General features: G+C 69.5%; 27 protein-coding genes. 19 read left to right on the top strand and 8 right to left on the bottom strand.

Translation table 11 applies throughout. The features are described 5' to 3' along the window. Positions 1-19: 19 nt before the first annotated feature. Complete coding sequence (gene manD / locus OWR29_RS04440; RefSeq protein ID WP_267561096.1) at positions 20-1,228, bottom strand: D-mannonate dehydratase ManD; 1,209 nt, start codon at positions 1,226-1,228, stop codon at positions 20-22. A 99-nt stretch (positions 1,229-1,327) separates the two neighbouring features. On the opposite strand from manD, the gene OWR29_RS04435 reads away from it, so the two are divergent. The 4 genes from OWR29_RS04435 to OWR29_RS04420 all read left to right on the top strand — a co-directional run bounded on the left by OWR29_RS04435 (position 1,328) and on the right by OWR29_RS04420 (position 4,559). After that, a complete protein-coding gene (locus OWR29_RS04435; RefSeq protein ID WP_267561094.1) occupies positions 1,328-2,026 on the top strand; it encodes a GntR family transcriptional regulator in 699 nt (232 codons plus the stop codon). 162 nt (positions 2,027-2,188) lie between these two features. Continuing rightward, positions 2,189-3,121 (top strand): DUF6282 family protein, encoded by a 933-nt coding sequence (locus OWR29_RS04430; RefSeq protein WP_267561092.1) that lies wholly within the window; start codon positions 2,189-2,191, stop codon positions 3,119-3,121. Continuing rightward, on the top strand, positions 3,118-3,744 hold the full coding sequence (locus OWR29_RS04425; protein WP_267561091.1) for a carboxymuconolactone decarboxylase family protein: 627 nt from the start codon (positions 3,118-3,120) through the stop codon (positions 3,742-3,744). The genes OWR29_RS04430 and OWR29_RS04425 overlap by 4 nt, the downstream gene beginning before the upstream one ends. Further along, entirely contained in the window at positions 3,741-4,559 is an 819-nt protein-coding gene (locus tag OWR29_RS04420; protein WP_267561089.1) for an N-acyl homoserine lactonase family protein, read from the top strand. The genes OWR29_RS04425 and OWR29_RS04420 overlap by 4 nt, the downstream gene beginning before the upstream one ends. Here OWR29_RS04420 and OWR29_RS04415 read toward each other — a convergent pair. Continuing rightward, positions 4,549-5,040 carry a hypothetical protein gene (locus OWR29_RS04415; RefSeq protein WP_267561088.1) on the bottom strand — a complete coding sequence of 164 codons (492 nt, stop codon included), beginning with the start codon at positions 5,038-5,040 and terminating at the stop codon, positions 4,549-4,551. The genes OWR29_RS04420 and OWR29_RS04415 overlap by 11 nt on opposite strands. Positions 5,041-5,132: 92 nt before the next feature. On the opposite strand from OWR29_RS04415, the gene OWR29_RS04410 reads away from it, so the two are divergent. Further along, the gene (locus OWR29_RS04410) at positions 5,133-5,744 is read left to right on the top strand and encodes a lipoprotein (RefSeq protein WP_267561087.1); all 612 of its coding nucleotides are present in this window, start codon (positions 5,133-5,135) and stop codon (positions 5,742-5,744) included. On the opposite strand, the gene OWR29_RS04405 is transcribed toward OWR29_RS04410, so the two are convergent. From OWR29_RS04405 to OWR29_RS04395, 3 genes are read right to left on the bottom strand one after another with little or no spacing between them, the layout of a single operon-like run. Then, positions 5,734-7,188, bottom strand: a complete 1,455-nt coding sequence (locus OWR29_RS04405; RefSeq protein ID WP_267561085.1) for a flavin-containing monooxygenase — start codon at positions 7,186-7,188, stop codon at positions 5,734-5,736. The two genes, OWR29_RS04410 and OWR29_RS04405, sit on opposite strands and share 11 nt — an antisense overlap. A gap of 1 nt (position 7,189) precedes the next feature. Then, positions 7,190-8,089 (bottom strand): cupin domain-containing protein, encoded by a 900-nt coding sequence (locus OWR29_RS04400; protein WP_267561084.1) that lies wholly within the window; start codon positions 8,087-8,089, stop codon positions 7,190-7,192. A gap of 15 nt (positions 8,090-8,104) precedes the next feature. Beyond that, positions 8,105-8,866 (bottom strand): HpcH/HpaI aldolase family protein, encoded by a 762-nt coding sequence (locus OWR29_RS04395; RefSeq protein WP_267561082.1) that lies wholly within the window; start codon positions 8,864-8,866, stop codon positions 8,105-8,107. 122 nt (positions 8,867-8,988) lie between these two features. On the opposite strand from OWR29_RS04395, the gene OWR29_RS04390 reads away from it, so the two are divergent. The 3 genes from OWR29_RS04390 to OWR29_RS04380 all read left to right on the top strand — a co-directional run bounded on the left by OWR29_RS04390 (position 8,989) and on the right by OWR29_RS04380 (position 11,878). Continuing rightward, the gene (locus OWR29_RS04390) at positions 8,989-9,666 is read left to right on the top strand and encodes a GntR family transcriptional regulator (protein ID WP_267561081.1); all 678 of its coding nucleotides are present in this window, start codon (positions 8,989-8,991) and stop codon (positions 9,664-9,666) included. Positions 9,667-9,737: 71 nt separating this feature from the next. Next, positions 9,738-10,151, top strand: coding sequence for a carboxymuconolactone decarboxylase family protein (locus OWR29_RS04385; RefSeq protein WP_267561080.1), 414 nt, complete (start codon positions 9,738-9,740; stop codon positions 10,149-10,151). Then, entirely contained in the window at positions 10,148-11,878 is a 1,731-nt protein-coding gene (locus OWR29_RS04380) for a thiamine pyrophosphate-binding protein (protein WP_267561079.1), read from the top strand. The genes OWR29_RS04385 and OWR29_RS04380 overlap by 4 nt, the downstream gene beginning before the upstream one ends. A gap of 67 nt (positions 11,879-11,945) precedes the next feature. Here the strand turns inward: OWR29_RS04380 and OWR29_RS04375 are convergent, their stop codons facing one another. Continuing rightward, a complete protein-coding gene (locus OWR29_RS04375; protein ID WP_267561078.1) occupies positions 11,946-12,785 on the bottom strand; it encodes an SDR family NAD(P)-dependent oxidoreductase in 840 nt (279 codons plus the stop codon). Positions 12,786-12,990: 205 nt separating this feature from the next. On the opposite strand from OWR29_RS04375, the gene OWR29_RS04370 reads away from it, so the two are divergent. From OWR29_RS04370 to OWR29_RS04325, 10 genes are all read left to right on the top strand, one after another. Beyond that, on the top strand, positions 12,991-13,776 hold the full coding sequence (locus tag OWR29_RS04370; RefSeq protein ID WP_267561077.1) for an IclR family transcriptional regulator: 786 nt from the start codon (positions 12,991-12,993) through the stop codon (positions 13,774-13,776). 75 nt (positions 13,777-13,851) lie between these two features. Further along, positions 13,852-14,907 (top strand): extracellular solute-binding protein, encoded by a 1,056-nt coding sequence (locus OWR29_RS04365; RefSeq protein WP_267561076.1) that lies wholly within the window; start codon positions 13,852-13,854, stop codon positions 14,905-14,907. 2 nt (positions 14,908-14,909) lie between these two features. Beyond that, entirely contained in the window at positions 14,910-16,622 is a 1,713-nt protein-coding gene (locus OWR29_RS04360) for an ABC transporter permease subunit (RefSeq protein ID WP_267561075.1), read from the top strand. Beyond that, the gene (locus OWR29_RS04355; RefSeq protein ID WP_267561074.1) at positions 16,619-17,686 is read left to right on the top strand and encodes an ABC transporter ATP-binding protein; all 1,068 of its coding nucleotides are present in this window, start codon (positions 16,619-16,621) and stop codon (positions 17,684-17,686) included. The genes OWR29_RS04360 and OWR29_RS04355 overlap by 4 nt, the downstream gene beginning before the upstream one ends. An 8-nt stretch (positions 17,687-17,694) precedes the next feature. Further along, positions 17,695-18,627, top strand: a complete 933-nt coding sequence (locus tag OWR29_RS04350; RefSeq protein WP_267561073.1) for a DUF6282 family protein — start codon at positions 17,695-17,697, stop codon at positions 18,625-18,627. After that, a complete protein-coding gene (locus OWR29_RS04345) occupies positions 18,624-19,418 on the top strand; it encodes an N-acyl homoserine lactonase family protein (protein WP_267561072.1) in 795 nt (264 codons plus the stop codon). The genes OWR29_RS04350 and OWR29_RS04345 overlap by 4 nt, the downstream gene beginning before the upstream one ends. Continuing rightward, entirely contained in the window at positions 19,418-20,338 is a 921-nt protein-coding gene (locus OWR29_RS04340; protein WP_267561070.1) for an NAD(P)-dependent oxidoreductase, read from the top strand. The genes OWR29_RS04345 and OWR29_RS04340 overlap by 1 nt, the downstream gene beginning before the upstream one ends. Further along, positions 20,335-20,691 carry a cupin domain-containing protein gene (locus OWR29_RS04335; RefSeq protein ID WP_267561068.1) on the top strand — a complete coding sequence of 119 codons (357 nt, stop codon included), beginning with the start codon at positions 20,335-20,337 and terminating at the stop codon, positions 20,689-20,691. The genes OWR29_RS04340 and OWR29_RS04335 overlap by 4 nt, the downstream gene beginning before the upstream one ends. After that, complete coding sequence (locus OWR29_RS04330) at positions 20,688-21,536, top strand: NAD(P)-dependent oxidoreductase (protein WP_267561067.1); 849 nt, start codon at positions 20,688-20,690, stop codon at positions 21,534-21,536. Before OWR29_RS04335 ends, OWR29_RS04330 begins: the two co-directional genes overlap by 4 nt. A gap of 5 nt (positions 21,537-21,541) precedes the next feature. Continuing rightward, entirely contained in the window at positions 21,542-22,306 is a 765-nt protein-coding gene (locus tag OWR29_RS04325; RefSeq protein ID WP_267561066.1) for a carboxymuconolactone decarboxylase family protein, read from the top strand. Here the strand turns inward: OWR29_RS04325 and OWR29_RS04320 are convergent. Beyond that, the gene (locus OWR29_RS04320; RefSeq protein WP_267561065.1) at positions 22,291-23,022 is read right to left on the bottom strand and encodes an SDR family NAD(P)-dependent oxidoreductase; all 732 of its coding nucleotides are present in this window, start codon (positions 23,020-23,022) and stop codon (positions 22,291-22,293) included. The genes OWR29_RS04325 and OWR29_RS04320 overlap by 16 nt on opposite strands. A 79-nt stretch (positions 23,023-23,101) precedes the next feature. Beyond that, positions 23,102-24,223 (bottom strand): flavin reductase, encoded by a 1,122-nt coding sequence (locus tag OWR29_RS04315; protein WP_267561063.1) that lies wholly within the window; start codon positions 24,221-24,223, stop codon positions 23,102-23,104. A gap of 116 nt (positions 24,224-24,339) precedes the next feature. Here OWR29_RS04315 and OWR29_RS04310 point away from each other — a divergent pair, with 116 nt between their 5' ends. Beyond that, positions 24,340-25,326: a Gfo/Idh/MocA family protein gene (locus OWR29_RS04310; RefSeq protein WP_267561061.1), complete on the top strand. Its 987-nt coding sequence runs from the start codon at positions 24,340-24,342 to the stop codon at positions 25,324-25,326.

Below are 25,326 nucleotides of genomic sequence, written 5' to 3'. Positions count from 1 at the left end.
CTGAGCGTGCGGAACAGGGTCACCAGTCGTGCACGGAGCCGTCGAGACGGCGCGCGACGGGCAGGTACTTGGGGTCGTACGGGAATCGAGCGGCGGCCTCGTCGTCGTACTCGATGCCCAGACCGGGCTCCTCCGACGGGTACAGCATCCCGTTCTCCAGCCGAGGTGTGCCGCGGAAGACCTCGTACGTCTCGGGGGTGTGCCCCATGTGCTCCTGGATGCCGAAGTTGGGCACCGAGATGTCGACGGCCACCGCGGCCGCCGTGGTCACCGGCGACAGGTCGGTGGCCCCGTGCGATCCCGTACGCACGTGGTAGAGCGCGGCCAGGTCGAAGATCCGGCGCAGGTGGGTGATGCCGCCGGCGTGCACGACCGTCGTACGTACGTAATCGATCAGCTGCTCGGTGATGAGCGTCTGCACGTCCCAGATCGAGTTCAGCACCTCGCCCGTGGCGATCGGCGTCGTCGTGTGCTGCCGGATCAGCCGGAAGGCGTCTTGGTTCTCGGCCGGCGTCGGGTCCTCCATCCAGAACAGGCGCAGCTCCTCGACGCTCTTGCCGAAGCGGGCGGCCTCGATCGGGGTGAGCCGGTGGTGCACGTCGTGCAGCAGGTGGATGCCGAACCCGAACTTCTCGCGCACCTTGGCCAGATAGGCCGGCGCGAAGTCGAGGTAGGCCTCGGTGCTCCACGCCTGCTCGTCGGGCAGGTTCGTCGAGGCCGGCTCGTAGAAGGCGCCCTTGCGGACGCCGTAGCTGCCGCTCAGTCCCGGCACGGCCGCCTGGGCCCGGATGGCTTGAAAACCCTTTTCCTGGTACGAGGCCACGTCGTCCAGCAGCGACTCGACATCACTGCCGCTGGCGTGGCAGTAGACCAGCACACCGTCGCGCGAACGCCCGCCGAGCAGCTGGTAGACCGGCAGCCCGGCCACCTTGCCCTTGATGTCCCACAGCGCGACGTCGACGGCGGCGATCGCGGTCATGGTGACCGGCCCGCGCCGCCAGTAGGCGCCCTTGTACAGGTACTGCCAGGTGTCCTCGATGCGGGCCGGGTCGCGCCCGATCAGCAACGGCGCCAGGTGCTCCTGCAGATAGGCGGCGACGGCCAGCTCGCGGCCGTTGAGGGTCGCGTCGCCCAGCCCGGTCACCCCGTCGGACGTGGTGATCCGCAGCGTCACGAAGTTGCGCCCCGGCGACGTCACCAGAACCTCGACGCGGTCGATCGTTGCCATCGGATCACTCCCTCGTTACGCCCTGATTTCTTGTGTGCGACTGCTTGTATACAAGATGCTGTCGCACAGAAAGTCAAGGGGCGCTCTATGCTGACTCCCGTGGCAGGCACAAACCGGCAAACCGTCTATGCGACGCTGCGGCGCAAAGTGCTGACGATGGAGCTGCCGCCGGGCGCCTCACTCAGCGAGAACGAACTCGCGGCGGCCCTCGGCGTCTCCCGCACCCCCGTACGCGAAAGCCTGATCCTCCTGGCCGAGGAAGGCCTGGTGCAGGTGTTCCCCAAGATCGGCTCGTTCGTCTCCCGGGTCGACCCCGTCCGCGTGGCCGACGCCCAGTTCATCCGCGAGGCCGTCGAGCTGGCCGCCCTCGACGACCTGCCGGAAACCATCGACCCGCAGCTGCTGGCCGACCTCGACGACAACCTGAGCCGGCAGGATCAGCCCGGCATAGCCCTGGAGGACTTCTTCGCCCTCGACGAGGAGTTCCACCTAGGCCTGCTGAGACTGAGCGGACACGGCGCCGCCTGGACGACGGTCAGCAACGCCAAGGGTCACCTCGACCGAGCCCGCCGCCTCGGCCTGCACGACGCCACCCCGCCGACGGTCAACGCCGCCCAGCACCGAGCCATCTTCGACGCCGTCCGCACCGGTGACATAACCGAGGCCCACGCGGCCATGCGGGTCCACCTGCGCGCGGTATTCGACGACGTCGAACGCATCCGCGAAAGCAACCCCGAGCTTTTCGCCTCGAACGACGGCTCGACCCCGGTCCGCCGCAACGTCGTCGTCTGGGACTAACGCTCTCCGCCGGAGGACGCGAAATACTCCGCAGTCGCAGTTCGTCGTCACGGCCCACGCCGGAGCTGCCGCGCAGGCCGCCGACGCTGATCGTGTTGACGATCGAACCGCGGCTCAAGACGCAGGCTTGAGCGTACTGTCATACGGTCATACAATTCTGCCATGCCTGACCATGACGAGGTGTCGCTCGCCTCGGCCCAGCCGGAGGGGTTCGACCGGCTGCTGCGCGGAGCGATCGACGTTCATGTGCACGGCCGGCCCGACATCTCCCCCGGTCTGCCCAACCGCGGCAGCGACTTCGAGGTGGCCCGGCTGGCGCACGCCTACGGCATGGCGGGCTGGGTGCTCAAGTCACATCTGTGGACCACCACCGACCGGGCCCGGGCCGTTCAGGATGCGATGGCCGGCACCGGCTTCCAGATTCACGGCAGCATCACCCTCAATCCCCCGGCCGGCGGGCTCGAGCCGGCCGTCGTCGAACTCGCGGCCGCCCACGGGGCGCGCGTGGTCTTCCTGCCGACATGGGGTTCGGCGGCCGACGTGGGCCGCGGCGGCTACATCTCCACGCTGCTGAGCCGGACAGCGCCGTCCTTCGAGCGATACGCCACTCGCAACGCCATAACGCTCCTCGAGAACGGCACGCTCTCCGGGCGGGCGCGGGCGGTCATCGACGCCTGCCGCGGGCTGGGTCTGGCCCTGGCCACCGGGCACGCCTCGATCGACGAGAGCCGGGCAGTCGCCGCGTACTGCGCCGGAATCGGACAGCATCTGCTCATCACCCATCCCTTGCACTACACCACCGATCCGACGGTGTTGCACGAGTTCGTCGACATGGGCGCCTACCTCGAGTTCTGCAACGCCCCGCTGGTGCATCCGGACGCGCATCTGACCATCCGCGATGTGAGCGAGGCGCTGACCGCGGTCGGCCCGGAGCGGGCGATCCTCACCACCGACGTCTTCTCGCGCTGGGTGCCGCCCGAGCCGGAATGCCTCCGCATGTTCCTCGAGCAGCTCGCCTATCTGGGCTGGAGCGACGAGCAGATAGCCACCATGGTGTCCACCAACCCGCGTACTTTCCTGGGAGTGCCCGCTTGAGAATCGCCGACACCGACCCCGCGACCATGACCGACGAGCAGCGAGCCCTGTACGACATCTACACCTCCGGCAAGCGCGTGGCGCCGGACAGCCCGTTCACCCTCGTCGCTCCGGACGGCCGCCTGATCGGCCCGCCCGCGGTCTGGATCATCAATCCGGCCTTCGGCCGCCCGCTGCAGCAGATCGGCAGCGCCGTCCGCTACGGCTCGCAGATTCCGGCCCGCGCTCGCGAGATCGCGATTCTGCTCGTCGGCCATCACCACAAAAGTGCCTTCGAGCTGTACGCCCATGAGCGCGCCGGCGCCGCGGCCGGACTCAGCGAGGCCGACCTGTCCGCACTGGCCAACGGCGAGGAGCCGGTCGGACTGTCGGACATCGAGTCGGTCGTCCACCGAACCACCGTGCGCATCCTCAACGCCGGCACGGTCGACGACGACGAGTTCCGCGCCGCCACGAAGGCGCTCGGCGAGCAAGGCCTGCTCGAACTGACCACGATCGTCGGCTACTACAACATGGTGGCCTGGCAGCTGGCAGTCTTCGACGTGCAGCCGCCCGCTCCGGCCACACGGCGGCCTGAGCAAAGCGCACAGCCATCGGCCAGCGAAGCCCGGCCGCCGGCATGAACTGGTCGATCCAGATCCTCGAGTACGGCTACGTCGACCGGTTCCCGGCCAGCAACCTCTTCGCGGCCCAGCCCAACGAGGGCCACCGCCGCATGCCGTACTGCTTCGGACTCCTCCGATCGCCGGACAGGTGCATTCTGGTCGACACCGGCTTCGCCGACGAGGTCACCTACGAGCGGCTCACTGACAAGTACGGCGAGACCCGGTGGGCCCACCCGGTCGACGTGCTCGCCCGGGCCGGCGTCACGCCCGGCCAGGTCGACACCATCCTGTTGACCCACAACCACTTCGACCACGCCGGCTGTGTCGATGCGTTTCCCGGCGCGCACGTCTACATCCAGCGCCGCGAGATCGAGTCGTATGTGGCCGCCGCGAAACGGCCCGGCCGCTTCGAGTTCCTGACCCGCTCGTGCCAGGCCGACCTGCCCGAGCACCTGGCCCGCCGCGCCGCGACCCTGGTCGACGGCTTCGCCGAGGTGGCGCCCGGCGTCGAACTCCGCCCGGCCCACGACACGCACACCGCCGGCTCCCAGGTCGTCGCGGTCACCGACGACCGTACGGGCACGTGGGTCTTCGCCGGCGACAACGTCTACAGCTACGAGAATCTGGAGGGCCTGAGCGGCGACGGCGTCTACGCTCCGATCGCTATGACGACCGGCAGCGCCGCCACCTGGCTCACGTTCGCCGACGAGATGCTGGCGAGCGTCGGCCACGACACCCGCCGCGTCCTGCCCTTCCACGAGGCCGCCGTCTGGGACCGTTTCCCTTCAACGGTTTCCGACGACGGCCTGCACGTGGCGACGATCAGTAGTTGACGGCCACGCCGACTTCCTTGCACGCCGCCCGGACGTCCTTGCCGGCCTGCTCGTAGGCCGGGTTGTCGGCCGCGGTCTCCGGGTTGGCCGCCTTGCCGGCCTCGTCGGACGCGGCGGCGAAGGCCTTGAGTGCCTGCCCGACCTTGCTGTCGCTGGACGCGGCGGCCTGGTTCAGGTCGTCGGCCAGCCCGACGAGCACCTTGCCCATGGCGGCGGCGTCCGGTTCGCCCTCCGCAGCCTGCAGGGTCTTGATGAGTTCGGCCTTCATCTCCTTGCCGGCTTTCTCCGCCTCCGCGCAGAGCTTCTTGTCGTCAGCGGCGGACGCCGCGGGGTCGGCCGCGGCGGTCGTCGGGGCCGGAGCAGCCGCGGTGGTCGCCGCGGGCGCGGACGCGGCCGTGGTCTCGTCGCCGCCACAAGCGGTCAGGGCGGCCATGAGGGAAACGCCGATGAGGACGGCGGGAACAACTCGCATTCGGATCACGGGCGGAGACAGTAATCAAAACAGAACGGCAAGATCAACCCCGTTCGTACGGGGCACACGGTGCCCACGGCAGGCCGTACACTCTCGACCTCGTGAGACCTCCAGCCCGTGCCGCCCACGTCGCCGCCCTCGCCACCGCCGTCCTCTTCCTCGGCGCCTGCCAGGGTGAAGACACTGCCGCTCCGACCGCGGCCTCCCCGGCGGCTCCCGCCGTCCCGGAATCGGCGAAGGTCGGTGGCGCCTCGAGCCCGTGCGCGCTGCCGGTGACGTTCGGCGTCGCCGAGGACTGGAAGGCCAAGGCCGTCGAGCAGGACGAGGGCGACGAAGTGTTCGAGGCCTTCGCCAAGCGCGGCCCGATGACGATGGTCTGCGAGATCGACGCCAAACCGGCCGGCCTGATCGGTTTCCTGCGGGTGTGGACCGGCAAGGGCGGTGACGCTCGCGAGAACCTGACCGCTTTCATCGGCAAGCGGGCGCTGAAGCCGGTCTTCACCGAGGCGCAGATCGGCGGCCGGCCCGGCCTCGAGGTCGTCTACGAGCAGAAGAGCCAGCTCGACGACGAGATCGAGCCCGAGCGGGCGTTCGTGGTCGACACCGGCCAGGGACTGGTCGCCGTCTCCCTGGACAGCTTCGACAGCAGTGAGTACGAGGACATGCTCCCCGCCTACGACCTGGCGAAGAGCAGCCTCACCGTCAACGGCTGAGCGGATTTCCCGTACGCAGTCCGAATCGCGCCAGCAGCCGGGTGGCCAGGGCATAGGCGAGGTGACCGGCCGGCCACTGGGTCACGTTGTGGCCCGACGGGTCGTGGTAGTAGTTGTGGCAGCCCGAGTTCATCGCGGAGGCGCTGGTGGCCAGGCGGCGGTCGACCCAGCCGATGAACCGGCGCGTCGCGGCGGCCGACGTGTCGACGCTGCCGTGCCGGGCGCGTTCCATCCGGCGCACGGCGGCCACCATCACCTCGGCCTGGCGCTCCAGCTGCGCGATCACCGACACGCCACCGTTGGTGTTGGGCCCGTACAGGATGAAGAAGTTCGGGAAACCGGGCACCGTGATGCCGAGGAAGGCGCTGGCTCGCTCGCGCCAGACGTCGTGGAGGCCGCGGCCGTCGCGGCCCTTGACGTCCAGGCCGGCCAGGAACTTGGTGGGCTGAAAGCCGGTGCTCAGGATCAGGACGTCGATGTCGCGGGTGACGCCGGTCGCGTCGACCACGCCGGTCGGCGTCACCCGCGTGACCGCGTGCGGCACAAGTTCGACGTTTTCGCGGTTGAGCGCGGGATAGAACGTCGACGACAGCACCGGCCGCTTGCATCCCCACGGGTAGGCGGGCGTGACCGCGGCCCGCGTCCGCGGATCGGCGATGCTGCCGGCGATGAAGCGCTCGCAGACGTCGCGCATCCGGCGCTGGCGGCGGGATCCGACGTCGTACCCCTTGAACCGCTGGTTGCCCTGGTGGAAGATCCGAGCCCGGTGCAGCCGCTGCAGCAGCGGCACGTGGCGGAACATCCACCGCTCGCGGGCCGTGTACTCGCGCTCGTTCTTCGGCTCGATCCAACCCGGCTCGCGCTGGAAGACGTGCACCTGACCGGCGTGCGGAGCGATCGACGGGATGATCTGCACGGCGGTCGAGCCGGTGCCGACCACGGCCACCGATTTGCCGTTGAGGTCGTGCTCCTCCCACCGCGACGTGTGGAAGCACGGACCTTCGAACGTCTCGAGCCCGGGCCATTCCGGATAACGAGGCACACTGAGCAGGCCCAGTGCCGAGATGACGACGTCGAACTCCTGGCTGTCGCCGTCCGCGGTGGACAGCGTGTAGGTCGATGTCGACTCTTCCCACACCAAACCGGTGACCTTCGTGTTGAGCCGCAGGTGCGGGGTCAGGCCGAAGCGCTCGACCACGTGTCCGGCGTACGCGAGAAGCTCGGGCTGGGTCGCGTGGGTGCGCTTCCAGTCGTACTTGAGGAACGAGAACGAGTAGGCATGCGAGTGCACGTCGACCTCGCAGCCGGGGTACCGATTGTCGTACCAGGTGCCGCCGACGCCGGCCGACTGCTCGAAGATGACGAACTCGGCCGAGGTGCTCTTCTTCAGTTTGACCGCGGCGGCAATGCCGCCCAGGCCGGCGCCGATGATCGCTACGCGCATGTCAGTCCGCCTGCGGCGCGGGGTAGTCGGCCGCGTTGAAGACCCAGCCCTCCATGGCCGAGAAATCGGCGCGCGGCGGGCAGAACACGTCGATCAGATGGTTGGTGCCGGCGCTGATCGCCTCGCTGGTGTGCAGCGACGGCGGCGGGATGACGGTGACCGAAGGCGCCACGACGCGCTGGTGCTCGTCCTCGCGCCAGTTGGCCTTGTTCGTCGTCCACGGCCAGCGGATGTGGTGGATGTACTCCCCGGCCAGCACGATCGAGCACTGCTCGAAGTCGTCGTGCTTGTGCGGGGACATCTTCGACGGGTCGCGCGGGCCCTGCTTGGGGTCGATGAAGTTCACCATGAACGTCGTGCACCGGTAGAGCCGGAAGGGCGGGTTCTTCAGCGGTTCGACGTTCAGGTCGTAGGTGCGGATCCGGTAGCCGCCGACCGGCTCGGGCCACGGTGCGAACTCCGGGATGTTCTCGTGCCTTTCCGTGTACGAGGCGGCATTGGCGGCCAGGTCGGCGATGTCGGACGCCCGTGTGGTGAGCAGCCGTACCACGCGGCCCTGCCCGGTCACGGTCACCATGCTGTCGCCGGGCGGCACGACGATCATCGTCTTGCCGGAGACCGAGACGTCCCCGACGGTCGCGCCCAGCTCGTCGTCGGCCAGCAGCACCACATACTCGTCGGGCTGGTCGGTGCGGCTGAACGAGACAGTGCCGTCGAGTTCGGTGTAGCCGACGACGAAGTTCTGGCCCCGGGCGTACCAGGTGGACACGCCGTCGGCCTTCTCGGCCGGAGCCAGGTCGCGGAACTGGACATGCTCGGAGCCGGAGAACCGCTCGGGGGTGGGCGCCGTGGCTGCGCCGGCCGGCAGGGTGGAACGCAGATCGCTCTTGTCGAACGCCATGGGAGTTCTCCTTACTCAAGCACGGAAATCCGCCACCGCGGACGCCGCGGCGGAACGGAGCAGGCTGGTGTCGTTGCTGACCATCACGTACGAGTAGCCGCGGTCGGCCGCCTGCCGGGCCTGGGCGGCGGTCTGCACGGCGGTGCCGGCCGGGATGCCCCGGGCCCGGGCGGCCGACAGCAGACCGTCGACCAGCTTCTGGATCTCGGGATCGGAGCCGGGCAGACCGGTGGACAGGCCGAGGTCGCCCAGGCCGAGGAAGACGCCGTTGAGGCCGGGCACGTCGAGAACCTGTTCGACCTGCTCGAGAACGGCGCGGTCCTCCAACTGGACGGCCCGCATGACCTCTTCGTCGCCGAAGCGCAGGTACTCCTCGCGGGAGAGGCCGCCCCAGCGGCCCGCGCGGGAGGTGGCGCCCAGGCCGCGGTCGCCGCCGGGCGAGAAGAGCATCTGCCGGACGGCGGCCGACGCCTCCTCGACCGACGTCACCCGCGGCACGAGAATGCCGTCGGCGCCGGAGTCGAGCAGCCGCTGCAGGTGGCTGCCGCTACGGTCGGGCACCCGCACCAGCACGGACAGGCCGGCGCCCTGGGCCACCACCGTCGCCTGGTAGGCGAACTCGAGGGTGAGCGGCGCGTGCTCCTGATCGATGACGATGTAGTCGAATCCGGCGTCGGCCAGGATCTCGATCGGCTCGAGGGCCGGGATCTTGAGCCAGGTGCCGACCAGGCAACGGTCGGCCGAGGCCAGCCTGCGAGCGAATCCCAACCGCGCCATGATGGCTCCTCACAAGGGGTTTTGGGTTCGAGGATCGTATCATCGTCATACGATTTGAAACAACGACAGAGGTGACTCGACGTGCTCGGTAAGATGTCGGACAAGCACACAAAGGAGGACCGGTGGCAGGAGCGAACGTGTTGCGGGTCGAGCGGGCTCCGGCTCTCATCCGCTCCCAGGTGACCGACAACCTCCGGCAGGCGATCCTGGACCGGCGGCTGGTCCCGGGTCAACGGCTGATCGAGCGGGAACTGGTCGAGATGACCGGCGTCTCACGCACGAGCGTCCGTGAGGCGCTGCGCGAGCTGACCGCCGAGGGCCTGGTCACGGCGATCCCCAACAAGGGCACCGTCGTCGCCAGCGTGAGCGCCGAGGAGGCCCGCCAGTTGTACCAGGTCCGCTCGGCGCTGGAGGCGCTGGCCGGGCGTCTCTTCGTCGAGAATGCGAGCGACGCCGACCGCCGGGCGCTGAACCGCGCTTTCGAGAAGGTCGACCGCACGGCGGCCAAGGGCCAGCCCATCCTGGCCGCCAAGGACGCCTTCTACGACGTGCTGTTCCAGGGCGGCGGCAACGACGCGCTCAAGTCGGTCGTGAGCAGCCTGCACGCCCGGGTCAGCGTGCTGCGCTCGCTGTCCATGTCGGTGCCGGGCCGCCTGGCTCACAGCGTCGAGGAACTGCAGGCGATCGTCCGGGCGGTCAACGCGAGCGACGCCGACGCCACCGCCGCCGCCTGCGCGCGGCACGTCGAACAAGCCTGCGAGGCCGGCCTGCAGGCGCTCGCCGAGCAGGGCGAAGGGTAAGTCACACCTTCTCAAGATTGTATGACCGTCGTACGCTGTCCCTGCCCATCGGCAGGAGACAGGAGCGGTCCATGAGTGTTGACGAGAGCCGGCTCGAACGCGGCAACCGGGTCCGGCGTGAAGTCCTGGGGGACGCGCACGTCGACCGGTCGATGCTGAAGGCGACCGAGTTCACCCGGGTCGTGCAGGAGTACGTGACGGCCAGCTGCTGGGGTGATGTCTGGTCGCGGCCGGGCCTCGACCGCCGTACGCGCAGCCTGCTGAACCTGGCGATGCTCACCGCGCTCAACCGCCCGCACGAGTTCTCGGTGCACGTGCGGGGCGCGCTCAACAACGGCTGCACCGAGGCCGACATCCAAGAGGTCCTGCTGCAGACCGCCGCCTACTGCGGCGCCCCGGCCGCGCTCGAGGCGTTCCGGCTGGCCGAGCGGGCCATCACCGAGTGGCGCGACGAGAACCAGCCGGCCGGGGCAGTCGCCGGATGAGGTCCGGCGCCCGCGTCATCGCGGACATGCTCAACGGCTACGGTGTCACGCATCTGTTCCTCGTCCCGGCGATCCTGCGCCGCACGCTGGCCGAGCTCGAGCGCCACCACCCGCACATCGAGCGGGTGGTCACCCACGGCGAGAAGGCCGCCGCCTACATGGCCGACGGCTACGCGCGGGTGTCCGGCGGCCCCGGCGTCGCGGCCGCCCAGGTGGTCGGCGCGCTCAATCTCGCTGCCGGGCTGCGCGAGCCGTTCCTGGCCGGTTCCCCGGTCATCGCCCTGACCGGCGGCCGGTCGCCGGCCACCAAGTTCCGCCGGACCTACCAGGAGATCGACGACCTGCCCGCCTTCGATCCGGTCACCAAACTGAATGCGACCGTCGACGACGTCGACCGGCTGCCCGACATGCTGCGGCAGGCCTTCCGGGTGGCCACCACTGGCGCTCCCGGCCCGGTGCACCTGCAGATCCAGGGCAACGAGGGCCAGCTCGACACCGGCGAGACCGGCGCCGAGCCGCTCGTCGAGCCGGCGTTCGGGCAGGTGCCGCCGATCCGCCCGGTGCCGGACGATGAGACCGTCGTACAGATGCTGCGGCTGCTGGCCGAGGCGGAACGACCGGTGATCGTGGCCGGCGGCGGGGTCCGCGCGTCGGGCGCCGGCGCCGAACTCGTCGCACTGGCCGAGATCCTGCGCATCCCGGTCGCGACCTCGGCCAACGGCAAAGACACCGTTCCCGGTACGCACCCGCTGTCGCTGGGCGTCGTGGGCACGTACTCACGCGAGTGCGCGAACCAGGCGGTCGCCCGGGCCGACCTGGTCTGCTTCATCGGCACCGGCACGGGCGGGATGACGACGCACTTCTGGGCCGTGCCGCCGGTGGGCACGCCGGCGATCCAGATCGACATCGAGCCGTCCCGGCTCGGGCTGAACTATCCCCTGCGGGCCTTCCTGGCCGCGGACGCCAAGGTGGCGCTGACCCGCATGCTCACCCTGACCAGCTCACGCCGGGAGGAGGGACGCACAAGCGAAGAACGGGTGCGAGCGGGAGGGGGTCAGGCCGGCCCGGACAGGCGGGAAGCGTGGCTGGCCGAGGTGGAGCAGCTGAGGGCCGATTGGCGGGCGAAGTATCGCGACGTGCTGACCAGCGACGCGGTGCCGGTCCGGCCGGAGCGCATCGCCGGCGAGCTGACGGCCGGGCTGCCCGGCAATGCGGTGCTGGTGGCCGACACCGGCCACGCCGGCATGTGGATGGCCCAATTCCATGACATAACCGCCCCCGGCCAGGGCTATCTGCGGAGTGCGGGCCACCTCGGCTGGGCGTTCTCGGCCGGCGTGGGCGCCCAGCTCGCAGCGCCGGAGCGGCCGGTGGTGGTGTTCACCGGCGACGCCGGCCTCTATTACCACCTCGGCGAGATCGAGACCGCCGTACGCCGGAGGGCCAACCTCGTCACGGTGGTGAACAACAACAGCGGCGGCAACCAGAGCAAGCGTGGCTTCGACCGGGCCTACGGCGGGCAGGGCACCGACAAGTCCCGCGAGTTGTGGGTCTATCGGGACGTCGACTTCGCCCGCGTCGCCGGGGAGATGGGCGCGCTCGGCATCCGCGTCGACAAGCCGCGCGACCTGGCGCCGGCGCTCGACCGGGCCCTGACGGCGGGCCGCCCGGTCGTCATCGATGTGCGCACCGACATAGACGTGGTGGCCCCGCTACCCGTCGGCGCGTGAGGGCAGGGGCGCGCACCCAGCGCGGCCCATGCCCCATCGCGGCCGCGGCTGCGCGAAGCTGGAATCGTCAGTTCGCCGGACCGCCGTACAACGACTCGTCGTAGGCCGCGAAGTCCCAGGCGCCGGCGCCACCGGAGGGCCGGACAGTGCTCACGATGGCGGCGCCGCCGTCGACCGACACGACCTCGCCGGTCATGTAGGCGGCGTCGTCACTGAGCAGGAAAGCCACCACCCCGGCGACGTCGTCGCCCGTGCCGGCCCGGCGCAGCGGCGTGCTGCTCGCTCGCCGGGACATGTCGTCCTTGCCGCCGGCCACCTCGGGTGTCGCGGCGAACAGGTCGGTGGGCACGATGCCCGGGGCGACGGCATTGACCCGCACGCCCAGCGGCCCGCCGTACATGGCCGCGCCCTTCAGGATGCCGAGCACGGCATGCTTCGAGGTCTGATAGGCCAGCAGGTCGGCGCTGCCGCGCAGACTGCCGATCGAGCCGGTGATGACCACGTTGCCGGACGAGCCCTGGTCGGCGAACTGCCGGAAGGCGGCGCGCACGCCGAGGAAGACGCCCCGGACGTTGACCGCCATGACCTGGTCGAACTCGGCCACCGTCAGCGTGGGCAGCGTCGCGAACGACCCGGGGATGCCGGCGTTGAGGTGGTGCAGATCGACCCGGCCGAACCGCTCGGCCGCCGCCCGCACGTAACCCGTCACTTCTTCCTCGGACGAGACGTCGGCCCGCACCCAGTGCCCCTCGACCGGCAGCGACTCGGCCACCTTGCGCAGACGCTCCTCGTCGAGGTCGACGGCGACGACGTGCGCGCCCTCCTCGGCGAGCCGACGGGCCGTGGCCGCCCCGATCCCGCCGGCGGCACCGGTCACGATGGCCACCTTGCCCCTGAGTCCGCGCATGTGACTTCCTCCGAATCGCCTGTTCACACCGGTCACAGATTGTATGTCAATCGTACAATGCTGTCACTCACCGAATTAACTTGCGGTTGATGACCGGGAAATCTCCCGCGGACCTTGACATGCCGCGGGATGGATCACCTACATTCCTCGGTACCGGATATCCGGACGGCCACCCCGCAATGCGGGACGGTAGAGGGAGGAACGCATGACGAGCACCTCTCGGGGCCCGCGCGCCGCGGCCGACGGGCTCGAGATCGCCAGCGGTGACCTCCAGGTGGTGGCCCGGGTCGTCCAGTTGCTGCGACTGCTCGCGGCCCACGACACCATCGATCTGGTGTCCGCGGCCGAGGAGCTGGGTGTCGGCAAGTCCACCGCCCACCGCTACCTGGCCTCGATGGAGAACCACGGCCTCCTCCAGCGCCGGGACCGCAACCAGTACGAGTTCGGCGTGCTGCTGGCCGAACTGGGCACGATGGCCCTGTCCCGGCTTGGCGTGCTCGACCTGGCCGGCCCGGTGATGGAAGACATCAGCGACCGGGTGCGTCTGACCATCGTGCTCAGCGTCTGGAACGGCACCGCGCCGGTGGTGGCCCAGGTGCGCGAGGACACCAGCCGGACCGCCCATGTCTCGATAGCTGTCGGCAGCCAGCTCGGCCCCGACGCGGCCCAGACGATGGTCTTCTGGGCTTTCCGCGACGAGTCCTACTACCGCTTCCGAGAGGGCGCGCCGCCGGTCAACGCCACCGAGGCGGAGCTCGACGAGGTCCGCCGCACCGGCATCGCCTTCAAACCAAGCCCGCAGAACGGCATCAGCGCCGTGGCGACCGCCGTCCGCGATCAGAACGGTCAGGTCGTGGCGACCCTGGCCGCCGTCGACATCGCCCAGTTCGTGCCCGACGGAACCGACAGCGAGGTGGCCCAGGCCCTGCTGTCGGGAGCCGAGACGATCAGCCGGCGGATGGTCAGCCCGTCGGACAACGCGGCGGACTGACCACGCACCGCCCCACTCCGATTCACCGTGCGCGGGAACCGGCGACGGTTCCCGATCCGAGAAGAGGCGATAAATATGCAAACTTATAAATTTCTGACGACTATAGCGACAGCCGCCCTGCTCATCTCGGCCTGCGGCGTGGGCGGCGACTCCGGCGGGGGCGGCGCCGACGAGAAGGCTCTGACCTGGGCCAGCACCGGCGGACAGTTCCAGGAGGACGAGAAGAACGCCCTTCAGGTGCCGTTCACCACCAAGACCGGCACCAAGTTCACCAACATCAGCCCGGCCGAGCAGGCCCAGGTGCGCACCATGGTGAAGTCCGGCAAGACCATCTGGGACCTGGCCAACATGAGCTGGATCTACGCCGGCGCCTACTGCGGCGAGTTGTTCGAGAAGCTCGACAACCCGGCGCTGGACCGCAGCAAGTTCCCGCCCGGCACGACCGGCGACTGCTTCGTGCCGACCTACCGGTACGCGAACATCTTCAGCTACAACGCCGACCTGTACCCGAACGACAAGCCGACCAAGATCGACGATTTCTTCGACACCAAGAAGTTCCCGGGCAAACGCGTCGTCTACGACTACCCGAAGGCCGGCTTGTTCGAGGCCGCGCTCGTCGCCGACGGCGTCGCGCCGGACAAGGTCTATCCGCTCGACCTCGACCGGGCGTTCAAGAAGATCGACACCATCAAGGATTCGCTGGTCTTCGCGCCCAGCTACGGCGCGATCCAGCAGATGATGGTCGACAAGCAGGCCAGCATGGTCCTCACGGTGACCGCGCGCACCATCGTTTCGGCGCAGAGCGGCGCGAACCTGGTGCCGGTGTGGGACTTCAACACCACCGACATCGGAGCACTCGTCATTCCGAAGGGCGCGCCGCACAAGGACCTCGCGCAAGAGATGCTCGCGTTCGTCACCGAGCCCGAACAGTCCGTCGCCTACGCGAAGCTGACCGGCACCGCGCCTTCGCGGCCCGACGTCGACCTCAACTCGGTCGGCTACACCGACGAGCAGAAGAAGTTCAACGCCTTCCTGCCCGACCGTGGCCGCACCCTCGAGCAGGACAAGCAGTGGTGGATCGACAACACCGACGCCCTGGTCAAGCGCTGGACCAGCTGGAAGGTCGGCTGATCATGGCAGTCTCGACCGCCGTCCCGCAGGCGCCCCCGACCGGGCGTCCCGGGGCGGCCCCGGCCCGCCGGAGCAGGCCGTCCTCGGGCTGGCTCTATCTGGCGCCGGCTGTGCTGGCCCTGGTGGTGCTGTTCCTGGTGCCGCTGGCCAGCCTCGTGGTCGACAGCTTCACCGAGCCGGAGACCGGGCTGGGCAACTACGCCTCGCTTTTCACCGACGGTTACACGATCCGCGTGCTCGGCCGGACGCTGCTGATCGCGCTGATCGTGTCGGTCGCCGGCGTGCTGATGGCCTATCCCTACGCGTACGCGATGACGCTGGTCGGCCCGACGATGCGGGCCGTGCTCGTCACCGTCGTGCTCGTGCCGTTCTGGACGAGCATGCTGGCGCGCAACTTCGCCTGGCTGGTGCTGCTGCAGGACGGCGGGCTGGTGCAGAAGATCCTGACGCCGTTCGGGCTGGGCGACGTGCGCCTGCTCGGCACTCCCCTGGCCGTCGGCATCTCGATGACCCAGGTGCTGCTGCCGTTCCTGGTGCTGCCGCTGTACAGCGCCATGTCGCAGATCGACGGCCGCCTGGTCGTCGCCGGCCAGAGCCTGGGCGCGCCCCGGGCCCGCGCGTTCCGCCGCATCTATCTGCCGCTGTCCGCGCCGGGTGTGGTGGCCGGCATGTCACTGGTCTTCGTGCTGTCGCTGGGTTTCTACGTCACCCCGGCCCTGCTCGGCTCGACCCGCAGCGCGATGATCGCCCAGGTCATCAACGTCCGGGCCAAGGAGCTGCTGGACTTCGGCGGAGCGGGCGCCATGGGCATGTTCCTGCTCGTGGTCACGCTGCTCGTGCTGGGCCTGAGCCGCCGCCTGGCCGGGCAGAACGTCGCGGTCACGGCGGCCGGCGGGCAGCCCGTGCGCTCCGGCTCGACCGGCGAGCAAGGTTCCTCCGTACGGCCGTGGCTTCGCATTCACACAACGGTCGTGGCCATCATTCTGGTCGCGCCGACGCTGGTCATCTTCCCGATGAGCTTCTCGGCCGCCACGACGTTCCAGTTCCCGCCCCGGGAGTGGTCGCTGCGCTGGTACGAGAACCTGTTCACGTCGCCCGAATGGACGGCCGCGATCCTCAACACCGTCCAGGTCGGCATCTACGTGGCGGTCCTCGCGACCGTGCTCGGCACCATGGCGGCATTCGGCCTGGCCCGGCTCGGGCCCCGGTGGCGCGGCGCGGTCAACGGCTTCCTGCTGTCGCCGATGATCGTGCCGCACATCCTGGTCGCGCTCGTCGTCTTCTCGGCTTTCCTGCAGATCGGCCTGAACGGCACGCTGATCGGCATCATCCTGGCTCACACGGCGATGGCGCTGCCCTTCGTGGTGATCGCGGTGACCGCTCGCCTGCAAGGCATGGACGCCCGGCTGCCGGCGGTGGCGGCGAGCCTGGGCGCGGGTCCGGTCTCGGCCTTCCGGCGGGTGACCCTGCCGCTGGTGCTGCCCGGCATCCTGTCCGGCGCCGTGCTGGCCTTCGTGTCGTCGCTCGACGAGGTCGTCATCGCGCTCTTCCTTCAGGCGCCGGGCGCGATCACGTTGCCCGTCCAGATGTTCAACAGCATCACCATCCAGATCGACCCGACCATCTCGGCCGCCTCCAGTCTCATGGTCGTGCTGGTCAGCGTTCCCATCCTGCTCGCCCAGCTCGCGGGGGCACGAAAGCGGAGGTCCCGATGACAGGCGCCCAGGTTCACCTCGTCGACCTGACGAAGCAGTACGGCTCCGGCGACCCCGCGGTCGATCACATCGACCTCGACATCCAGCCGGGCGAGTTCCTGACCCTGCTCGGTCCCAGCGGTTCGGGAAAGACCACGACGCTCAACATGATCGTCGGCTTCACCGAACCGACGTCGGGCCGGATCGAACTCAACGGCAAGGACATCTCCCGCACGCCGGCCCACAAGCGCAACTTCGGCATGGTGTTCCAGAACTATGCGCTCTTCCCGCACCTGACCGTCGCCCAGAACGTGGCGTTCCCGTTGCGCGAGCGCAAGGTGCCGGCCGCCCAGACGGCGAAGTTGGTGCAGGAAGCGCTTGAACTGGTCGACCTGGGGGCCATGGGCGAGCGCCGCCCGCACGAGCTCTCCGGTGGTCAGCAGCAGCGGGTCGCGCTGGCCCGCGCGGTCGTCTTCTCGCCCAACCTGCTGCTGCTCGACGAGCCGTTGAGTGCGCTCGACCGCAAGCTGCGCCAGTCGTTGCAGCGCGAGATCAAGCGCCTGCACCAGGAGCTGGGCCTGACGTTCGTCTTCGTCACGCACGACCAGGACGAGGCGATGACTTTGTCCGACCGTATTGCCATCTTCGACCAGGGCAGGATCGTGGCCGTCGGCACGCCGGGCGAGTTGTATCACCGTCCGACAACCCGCTTCGTGGCGCGCTTCCTGGGCGAGTCCAACGTCTTCGGCGGCCGCTACCGGCCGGCCGACGTGTACGAGTGGCACGACCGCAAATGGACGGTCCCCGAGCCCGGCAACGGCACCGAGCAGCAGGCGCTGATCGTGCGACCCGAACGCCTGCGGATCGCCTTCGACGAGACGTCGGTGCCCGCCGGGAGCAACGTCGCTCCGGCGGCGGTCACCGACGTCTCCTTCTACGGCACGTACTACCGGATCGAGCTGGCCTACGGCGACGACTCCGTCGGCTGCGCGGTGCTGCCCGTCGGCGAGCCGGCCGCGGTCAGCCCGGGCACCCGGGTCGTCGCCCACTGGCGGCCCGAAGACCAAGTTCTGGTGAGTGAGTGAGGAACCCCATGATCGTCGACTACGGCTTCACCACCGAATCCGACAACCGGCAGCCCGACGAGCAGGCCGACGGCCTCCTCGTCGGGGCGGTCGACCTGCACCAGCACCCCGGCCCGAGCCCGTTCCCCCGGCGCATGAGCATTCTCGACGCCGCCCGGGACGCATCCGACGCGGGCTTCCGGGCCATCGTGGCCAAGTCGCACCACCACAGCATGGTCACCGACATCCTCGCGCTGCGCGGGGCCGGCCTGGACGAGCTGCCGACCGACGTCTACGGGGGCATCGCCCTCAACCGTACGGTCGGGGGTCTCAATCCGTACGCGGTGGAGCTGGCGCTGCGGATGGGCGGCCGAATGGTCTGGTTCCCGACCCTCTCGTCCAACGCCCACGTGAAGCACCACGAGCACCACGACACGGGCTTCCCCACGTCCGAAGTGGAGCTGCGCCCCAACGAGATCATCACGATCCTCGACGACCGGGGCGCGGTGCTGCCCGAGGTGCGCGACATCCTGTCGGTCATCGCGGCCGAGGACGCCGTGCTCACCTGCGGGCACCTCGGGGTCGAGGAGTCGTCGGCGCTGATCGACGCCGCGCTCGAGGCGGGCATCAGCCGGATCGTGGTCAACCATCCCATTTTCGTGGTGGGCGCGTCGGTCGGCCAGGCCGTCGAGTGGGCCCGCAAGGGCGTCACCATCGAACACTGCGTGGTCATGTACTTCGGCCGCGAGGAACGCCGGCGCGACCTCGACGAGTTGCTGACCTTCATCAAAGAGGTCGGCGTGGAGCGTACTGTCCTGTCGTCGGACTCGGGCCAGAAGAACAACCCGCTGCCGGTGACGTTGTTCCGCCGGGCCGTGCGCGGGCTTCTCGACGCGGGCGTCGGCGAGGACGACATCCGGCGCCTGGTGGGCACGAACGCCGGGCAGCTTCTGATCCCATGAGCTCCCGGTATCAGGTGACCGTCGTCAAGTACGGCACCCGCGAGACAGTGCGCAGCGACGTCTATCTCAACTATCACCTGTACGGCGAACCCGACGGCCCGATCGGCATGGACTACTTCTTCTGGGTGCTGCGCAACGCCGAGCGGACGATCGTGGTCGACACCGGGTTCTCGGCCACGGGCGGCGCCAACCGCCGGCGGACCACGCTCATCGAGCCGGCGGTCGCGTTCGACGCCCTCGGGGTCGACCGGGCCGCCGGGCCACCGGTCGTGGTGACCCACGCGCACTACGACCACATCGGCAACCTCGACCTGTTCGCGAACTCACCGCTGCACATCGCGGCCGCCGAGTACGACTTCTGGACCGGCCCGTACGCCACCCGCACCCTCGTGCACCACTCGGTGGAGGACGACGAGATCGACCACCTGCGGCTCGCTTCCCGGCAGGGGCGGGTGCGTGTGTTCGACGCATCGGTGGAACTCGCGCCCGGCGTGCGAGTGCTACGGATCGGCGGCCACACGCCCGGGCAGAGCGTCGTCAGCGTGGACACCACGGACGGGGTCGTGCTGCTCGCCTCCGACGCCGTGCACTACTACGAGGAACTCGACCGGAACATGCCGTTCACCCAGGTTGCCAGCCTCATCGACATGTACGACGGGTTCGAGCGGCTGAAGGCCATGCGGGCCGACCATCTCGTGGCGGGGCACGACCCGGACACGCTCGCCCGCTTCACCCCGGTCCGTTCCGGCGTGCTCGCCGGGCTCGCGGCCACCATCGGAGAGGAGTGCTGATGCGGATCGGCTTCGTGGGCCTGGGCAACATGGGCGGACGGATGGCCGCCTGTGTCGCGCGGGCCGGCCAGGAAGTGCTCGGGTACGACGTACGAGAGGAGAATGTGACCGCGGCCGGCGCCAAGCCGGCGGCGTCGGTGGGCGAGCTGGTCGACGGCAGCGACATCGTGCTGCTCTCGCTGCCGGACAGCAAGGTGGTCGAGGCGGTCATGGCCGACCTCCTTCCTCATGCCCGGCCCGGGCTGATCGTGGTCGATCTGTCGACCGCGGCGCCCGACTCGACGGTCCGCTTGCACGCGTTGCTCGCCTCCCGAGACACGGCCTATCTCGATGCGGGAATCTCGGGCGGTGCGGCCGCGGCCGAGAAGGGCTCGCTGACACTCATGGTGGGTGGCGAGGCGGGGGAGCTCGAGCGGGCGCGTCCCGTGCTGGATCTGTTCTCGGCCAACATCTTCCACTGCGGGCCGAGCGGCGCGGGGCACACGGTGAAGCTGCTCAACAACTTTCTCAACGCGACCGCTCTTGCGGCCACGGCCGAGGTGATGGTCGCCGCCAGAAAGGCCGAGCTGGACCTGGAGACCGTGCTCGCCGTGCTGAACGCGAGCTCCGGCGTCAACTTCGCCACGCTCAACCGCTTTCCGAAGATCATCCACGGTGACTACCTCAAGGGCGGTCTGACCAACACGCTGATGCTCAAGGACGTGAATCTCTACGTCGAACTGGCGGCCCGGCTCGGCGTGGCCAGCCCCAACTCGGCCGGGCCGCTGGCCAGCTTCGGCCTGGCCCGTGCCCTCGGCTATGCCGACGAGATCAGCAACACCGTCGTCGACGCCCTCGGCGACCTGTCCGGCGGCGTCCGGCTGCACGACGCCGCGGCCGCGGATTCTGCCGGCTCCACCGCGCCTCGGGAGGATGCATGAGGATTGTCCGACAGTCGGATCGTGGACCAGGTGAGCAGCGCATGACCGTGACCGGCCAGGTCTGGTTCGAGCCGGTCCTGCCCGCGACCGACGGCACGACCATGGCCAATGTGACCTTCTCCCCCGGTGCGCGCACCTTCTGGCACTCGCACGAAGGTGGTCAGGTTCTGCAGATCGTCTCCGGGCGCGGGCTGATCTGCAGCGACGGCGGCGAGCCGGAAGAAATCCGGGCCGGCGACGTCGTCTGGATCCCGGCCGGCGAGCGGCATTGGCACGGCGCGGCGGCCGACTCCCCCATGACCCACCTCGCCATCTCGCTCGGCACGACGCATTGGGCGGAGGAAGTCGTATGACCATCGCCTTCATCGGGCTCGGCAACATGGGCGCGCCGATGTCAGCCCTGCTGGTCGGGGCCGGACACGTGGTGCGCGGATTCGACCTGTCGGAGCCCGCTCGGCAGGCGCTCGTCTCGGCCGGAGGCACAGCCGCCTCGTCTCTCGAGGACGCGTTACGGGACGCCTCGACCGTCATCCTGATGCTGCCCAACTCCGACGTGGTCGAGCGGGTCGTGACCGAAGCGGAATTCGCGCCGGACAGCGTGGTGATCGACATGAGTTCGTCGGAACCGCTGCGCACCCGCGCGCTGGCCGCCTCGCTGCAGCAGCGCGGCGTCACGCTGGTCGACGCGCCCGTCTCCGGCGGGGTGGCCCGAGCCCGTACCGGAGAACTCACCATCATGACCGGGGGCACGCCGCCCGATCTGGCCCGCGTCGAGCCGATCCTCGCCTGCCTCGGCACGACCGTCCGGGCCGGCGAGGTCGGCGCCGGGCACGCCGTCAAGGCGCTCAACAACCTGATGTCGGCCACCCACCTGCTCGTCACCAGCGAGGCGATGCTGGCCGGGGAGAGGTTCGGTCTCGACCCGGCGGTCATGCTGTCGATCTTCAACAGTTCGAGCGGTCGCAGCGGCTCCACCGAGAACAAGTGGCCGAACTTCATCCTGCCCGAGACCTACGACTCGGGTTTCGGCCTTCGGCTGATGCTCAAGGACATGCGGATCGCGGCCGGGCTCGCCGCCGAGATGGGCACCCCGGACCCGCTCGGGGGAGCCGCGGTCGGCCTCTGGGCGCAGGCCGCCGAGGTCCTGGACGCCGGCGCCGACCACACCGAGATCGTCAACTGGCTGCGAAAGGACTGACCGCGATGGAACTCACGGCACGGCAGCAGGAAATCAAGGACGAGTTCATTCGCGTACGGGGAACGTGGAGCGACACCTGGGAGGGCGTCCTCCGCCTCGATCCCGACTTCCTTCGGGCCTACCTCAACTTCTCCGCGGTGCCGTGGCGTTCCGGCGTCCTGGACCCGAAGGTGAAGGAGTTCATCTACATCGCCATCGATGCGAACGCCACCCACATGTACCTGCCGGGCGTCCGCCAGCACATCAAGGCCGCCCTGGCCCTCGGCGCCACAGCGCAGGAAATCATGGAGGTGCTGGAGCTCTCGGCGACGCTGGGCATCCATGCCATGAACATCGGCGTGCCCATCCTCGTGGAAGTGCTGGAGGAAAAGGGCCTGCGGAACGGCCCGGCGCCGCTGGACGACCGCCAGGAACAACTCAAGGCCGAGTTCACGAAGACGCGCGGCTACTGGCACAACTTCTGGGACGAGATGCTGGAACTCGACCCCGACATGTTCGAGGCATACACCGAGTTCTCGTCGGTACCTTGGCGCACGGGCACGCTGGAACCGAAGGTCAAAGAGTTCGTCTACATCGCGTTCGACACGGCGGCCACCCACCTGTACGTCAGGGGACTCAAGCTGCACATCGAGAACGCCATCGGCTACGGCGCCACCCCGCGCGAGATCCTGGAGGTCATGGAGATCGCGTCGGTGCTGGGCATCCACGGGGTGACCGCCGCCGCGCCGATCCTGCTGGAGGAGCTCGAAGCCGCTCAGCGGGCGACGTAACCACCGTCCACGCTCAGGATCGTGCCGGTGATGCCGGCCGATTCGGGCGCGGCCAGGAACACGATCGCGCGAGCCACCTCGTCGGGCGTCGACATGCGCCCGATGGGGTGGTTGCTCAACGTGACGGCGAGGCTGGCCGCCGGGTCGGGGTCGGCCGCGCGGGCCTCGTCCATGAACCCGGTGTCGACGGCGCCCGGCGCAACCGCGTTGACCCGTACGCCCCGGGGCGCCCATTCCACCGCGAGCTGCCGGGTCAGCTGCACGATGGCGCCCTTGGTCATCGCGTAGGCGACCTGGTTGGGCACGCCGATCAGCCCCGAGATGGAGGCGGTGTTGACGATGCAGCCGCGGCTGTCGGCCAGCCGCGGCAGGGCGGCTCGGGCGAAACGGAACGCGGGGCGCACGTTGGTGGCGAACAAACCGTCGAAGTCGTCATCGGACGTCTCGAGAGCGGGCCGGCGCAGGAACCGGGCCGCGTTGTTGACCAGCAGGTCGAGCCGGCCGAACTTGGCGACCGCCCGCTCGACCGCTGCCCCCGGCGTCTCGTCGGCCGTCACGTCAGCGACGACCGGGAGGATCCATCCGTCCTCGGCCAGCTCTTTCACCTCGGGTGCGACATCCAGGGCGACGACCCGATAACCGGCCGACCGCAGCCGCTCGACCACACTGCGCCCGATTCCCCGCGCCGCCCCGGTGACCACTGCGCCCAGTTCCATGACCACTCCCCTCAGATTGTATGACGATCGTACACTCAATCGTCCGGCCGCGGGACGCGCGAAGAACGAGTTCCAGCCCCTACAGGGTCCCGCCCGTGGCGACGAGGATTTCGCGTACGCGTTCCTTGGCCAGTTCGCAGTATTCGATCGCGCCGCGGCGGGCGGACTCGGCGTCGCGGTGAGCCACGCCGTCGACCAGGTGGCGCTGGGCCTCGACGAACTTCTGGGACGTCTCGGGGGTGACGCCGAACGAGCGGGTCATCACGTTCTTGATGCCGAGGCGGCCGAACGTCGAGGTGAGCAGCGGGTTCCCGGCCAGCGAGACCAGGTATTCGTGCATGGCGTAGTTGGCGTCCAGGTAGCCGTGGAAGTCGACGAACCGCTCGCCCACCAGCAGCGCAGCCATGGCGTCGAAGCGGCGGCGCAGCTCGGTCACCTCGTCGTCGGTGACCCGGTCGAGCGAGAGCGACAGCACGCCCAGTTCGACCGCGAGCCGGGCGTCGAAGGTCTCGTCCGAGGTGCGTACGTCGAGCGGCGCCACGACGTAGCCGCGATCGGCGTCCCGGCGTACCAGACCGTCGGACGACAGCCGGGTGAGCGCGTAGAACGCGGCCGCCTGGTCCACGCCCAGCCGGGTGGCCAGGTCTTCCAGCGGCAGCGCCTGGTCGGCCGGGTAGGCCCGGCTCAGCACGAGTTCCCGCGCCCGCCCGTACACCTCGTCGTCCTTGGCGAAAGCAAACCGGCCGAACCCGCCCCGGAAGTAGGTGAGCGGCTGCCCGTCGCCGGCGGTGGCGGTGGCGGTGACCACGCGGCCCAGGAAGATGGTGTGGGTGCCCCCGGTGACCTGCTCCACCACCTCACATTCGAGGTGGGCCAGAGCGTCGGTGAGCAGCGGCAGGCCCAGCTTCCCGGGGTGCACGGCGACGCCGCGGAACTTGTCGTCACTGGCCGTGGCGAACTGCCGGGCCAGTTCGCCCTGACCGTCCCCGAGCACGTTCACCGCGTACCGGCCGGAGTCGGCGACCGCCGCCGCTGTCGGCACCGCGTTGTTGATGCAGGCGAGCATCATCGGCGGGTCGGCCGACAGCGAGGTCACCGAGCTCGCGGTCATGCCGTGCCGGCGGTCCCCGGTCTCGGTGGTGATGACGGTGACCCCGCTCGCGAGGTGGCCGACCACGTGCCGGAAGTGCGCTGCGTCCATGCCGCCATGGAACAACGTGGGCTGAGAGATCGGAGTGTCCGGAGGCGTCATTGTCGCGGCCCCCGGTGACGGCTTGCGCCAGTGAGGAGAACAAGCGGAGAAGCTTCACTACAGGGGTGATCAACGCAGCCGTCGCCGGCCTCGGATGGTGGGGCCAGAAGATCGTCGCCGACCTGACCGACAGCGAGCACCTGCGGGTGGTGCTGGGCGTGGATCCGTCGGACACCGCCCGCGACCGCATGTCCGGCCTTCGTACGGTGGAAACCTTCGAGGAAGCCGTCGCCGACGACTCGGTCGACGCGGTCGTCTTGTGCACCCCGCACGGCCGGCACGCCGAGCAGATCGTGGCCGCCGCCGAGGCGGGCAAGCACGTCTTCTGCGAGAAGCCGCTGACCGCCACCGGCGCCGAGGCCCGCGCCGCCATCGCCGCGGTCGAGAAGGCCGGCGTCCAGCTCGGCATCGGTCACGAGCGCCGGTTCGAGCCTGCCGTGCAACGGCTACGGGCGATGTGCGGCGACGGCGAGCTCGGCACTCCCCTGGTCTTCGAGGGCAACTTCAGCCAGGACAAGTTCCTCGCCCTGCCGCCGGACAACTGGCGGCTGTCGGCCACGGCCGCCCCGGTCGGCCCGCTGTCGGCCACCGGCATCCACCTGGTCGACCTGGCCATCGCCGTCTTCGGCCGCCCGGTCGAGGTGTGGGCCCGGCTCGGCACGCTGGCCACCGGATTCGCCAACGGCGACACACTGACCGTCACGCTGGGCTTCGAGGGCGGCCGGACCGCCCTCATCACGGCCGTGCTCACCACGCCCTTCGCGGGCCGGGTGACCGTGCTCGGATCCCAGGGCTGGATGGAGATCCGCGACCGCAACCATCCCGAGAACCCGCGCGGCTGGGACGTCACCACGGTGTTCCGCGGCGGCGAGCCGGCGACCGAGTTCAGCCCGCCGCACCCGTCGGTGCGGGCCAACCTCGAGGCATTCGCGCGGGCGGCCGAGGGCGGCGATCCCTACCCGGTCTCGTACGAGGAAATGCTGGCCAACGCGGACACCTTCGAGGCCGTCACCCGCTCGGCGCGCACCGGGAAGATCGAGCGGCTGCCCTGA

Source organism: Paractinoplanes pyxinae (assembly GCF_026626335.1).
In the GTDB taxonomy this organism is placed as follows: Bacteria; Actinomycetota; Actinomycetes; order Mycobacteriales; family Micromonosporaceae; genus Actinoplanes; species Actinoplanes pyxinae.
Note: the sequence above shows the minus strand (reverse complement) of the source record. Positions and strands in the feature narration are given on the sequence as shown.

Excerpts from the sequence above, each read along its gene's own strand:
- manD (WP_267561096.1), bottom strand. The coding sequence starts at position 1,228 with ATGGCAACGATCGACCGCGTCGAGGTTCTGGTGACGTCGCCGGGGCGC.
- OWR29_RS04430 (WP_267561092.1), top strand. The coding sequence starts at position 2,189 with ATGCCTGACCATGACGAGGTGTCGCTCGCCTCGGCCCAGCCGGAGGGG.
- OWR29_RS04420 (WP_267561089.1), top strand. The coding sequence starts at position 3,741 with ATGAACTGGTCGATCCAGATCCTCGAGTACGGCTACGTCGACCGGTTC.
- OWR29_RS04405 (WP_267561085.1), bottom strand. The coding sequence starts at position 7,188 with ATGCGCGTAGCGATCATCGGCGCCGGCCTGGGCGGCATTGCCGCCGCG.
- OWR29_RS04400 (WP_267561084.1), bottom strand. The coding sequence starts at position 8,089 with ATGGCGTTCGACAAGAGCGATCTGCGTTCCACCCTGCCGGCCGGCGCA.
- OWR29_RS04395 (WP_267561082.1), bottom strand. The coding sequence starts at position 8,866 with ATGGCGCGGTTGGGATTCGCTCGCAGGCTGGCCTCGGCCGACCGTTGC.
- OWR29_RS04385 (WP_267561080.1), top strand. The coding sequence starts at position 9,738 with ATGAGTGTTGACGAGAGCCGGCTCGAACGCGGCAACCGGGTCCGGCGT.
- OWR29_RS04380 (WP_267561079.1), top strand. The coding sequence starts at position 10,148 with ATGAGGTCCGGCGCCCGCGTCATCGCGGACATGCTCAACGGCTACGGT.
- OWR29_RS04375 (WP_267561078.1), bottom strand. The coding sequence starts at position 12,785 with ATGCGCGGACTCAGGGGCAAGGTGGCCATCGTGACCGGTGCCGCCGGC.
- OWR29_RS04370 (WP_267561077.1), top strand. The coding sequence starts at position 12,991 with ATGACGAGCACCTCTCGGGGCCCGCGCGCCGCGGCCGACGGGCTCGAG.
- OWR29_RS04365 (WP_267561076.1), top strand. The coding sequence starts at position 13,852 with ATGCAAACTTATAAATTTCTGACGACTATAGCGACAGCCGCCCTGCTC.
- OWR29_RS04360 (WP_267561075.1), top strand. The coding sequence starts at position 14,910 with ATGGCAGTCTCGACCGCCGTCCCGCAGGCGCCCCCGACCGGGCGTCCC.
- OWR29_RS04355 (WP_267561074.1), top strand. The coding sequence starts at position 16,619 with ATGACAGGCGCCCAGGTTCACCTCGTCGACCTGACGAAGCAGTACGGC.
- OWR29_RS04350 (WP_267561073.1), top strand. The coding sequence starts at position 17,695 with ATGATCGTCGACTACGGCTTCACCACCGAATCCGACAACCGGCAGCCC.
- OWR29_RS04345 (WP_267561072.1), top strand. The coding sequence starts at position 18,624 with ATGAGCTCCCGGTATCAGGTGACCGTCGTCAAGTACGGCACCCGCGAG.
- OWR29_RS04340 (WP_267561070.1), top strand. The coding sequence starts at position 19,418 with ATGCGGATCGGCTTCGTGGGCCTGGGCAACATGGGCGGACGGATGGCC.
- OWR29_RS04335 (WP_267561068.1), top strand. The coding sequence starts at position 20,335 with ATGAGGATTGTCCGACAGTCGGATCGTGGACCAGGTGAGCAGCGCATG.
- OWR29_RS04330 (WP_267561067.1), top strand. The coding sequence starts at position 20,688 with ATGACCATCGCCTTCATCGGGCTCGGCAACATGGGCGCGCCGATGTCA.
- OWR29_RS04325 (WP_267561066.1), top strand. The coding sequence starts at position 21,542 with ATGGAACTCACGGCACGGCAGCAGGAAATCAAGGACGAGTTCATTCGC.
- OWR29_RS04320 (WP_267561065.1), bottom strand. The coding sequence starts at position 23,022 with ATGGAACTGGGCGCAGTGGTCACCGGGGCGGCGCGGGGAATCGGGCGC.
- OWR29_RS04315 (WP_267561063.1), bottom strand. The coding sequence starts at position 24,223 with ATGGACGCAGCGCACTTCCGGCACGTGGTCGGCCACCTCGCGAGCGGG.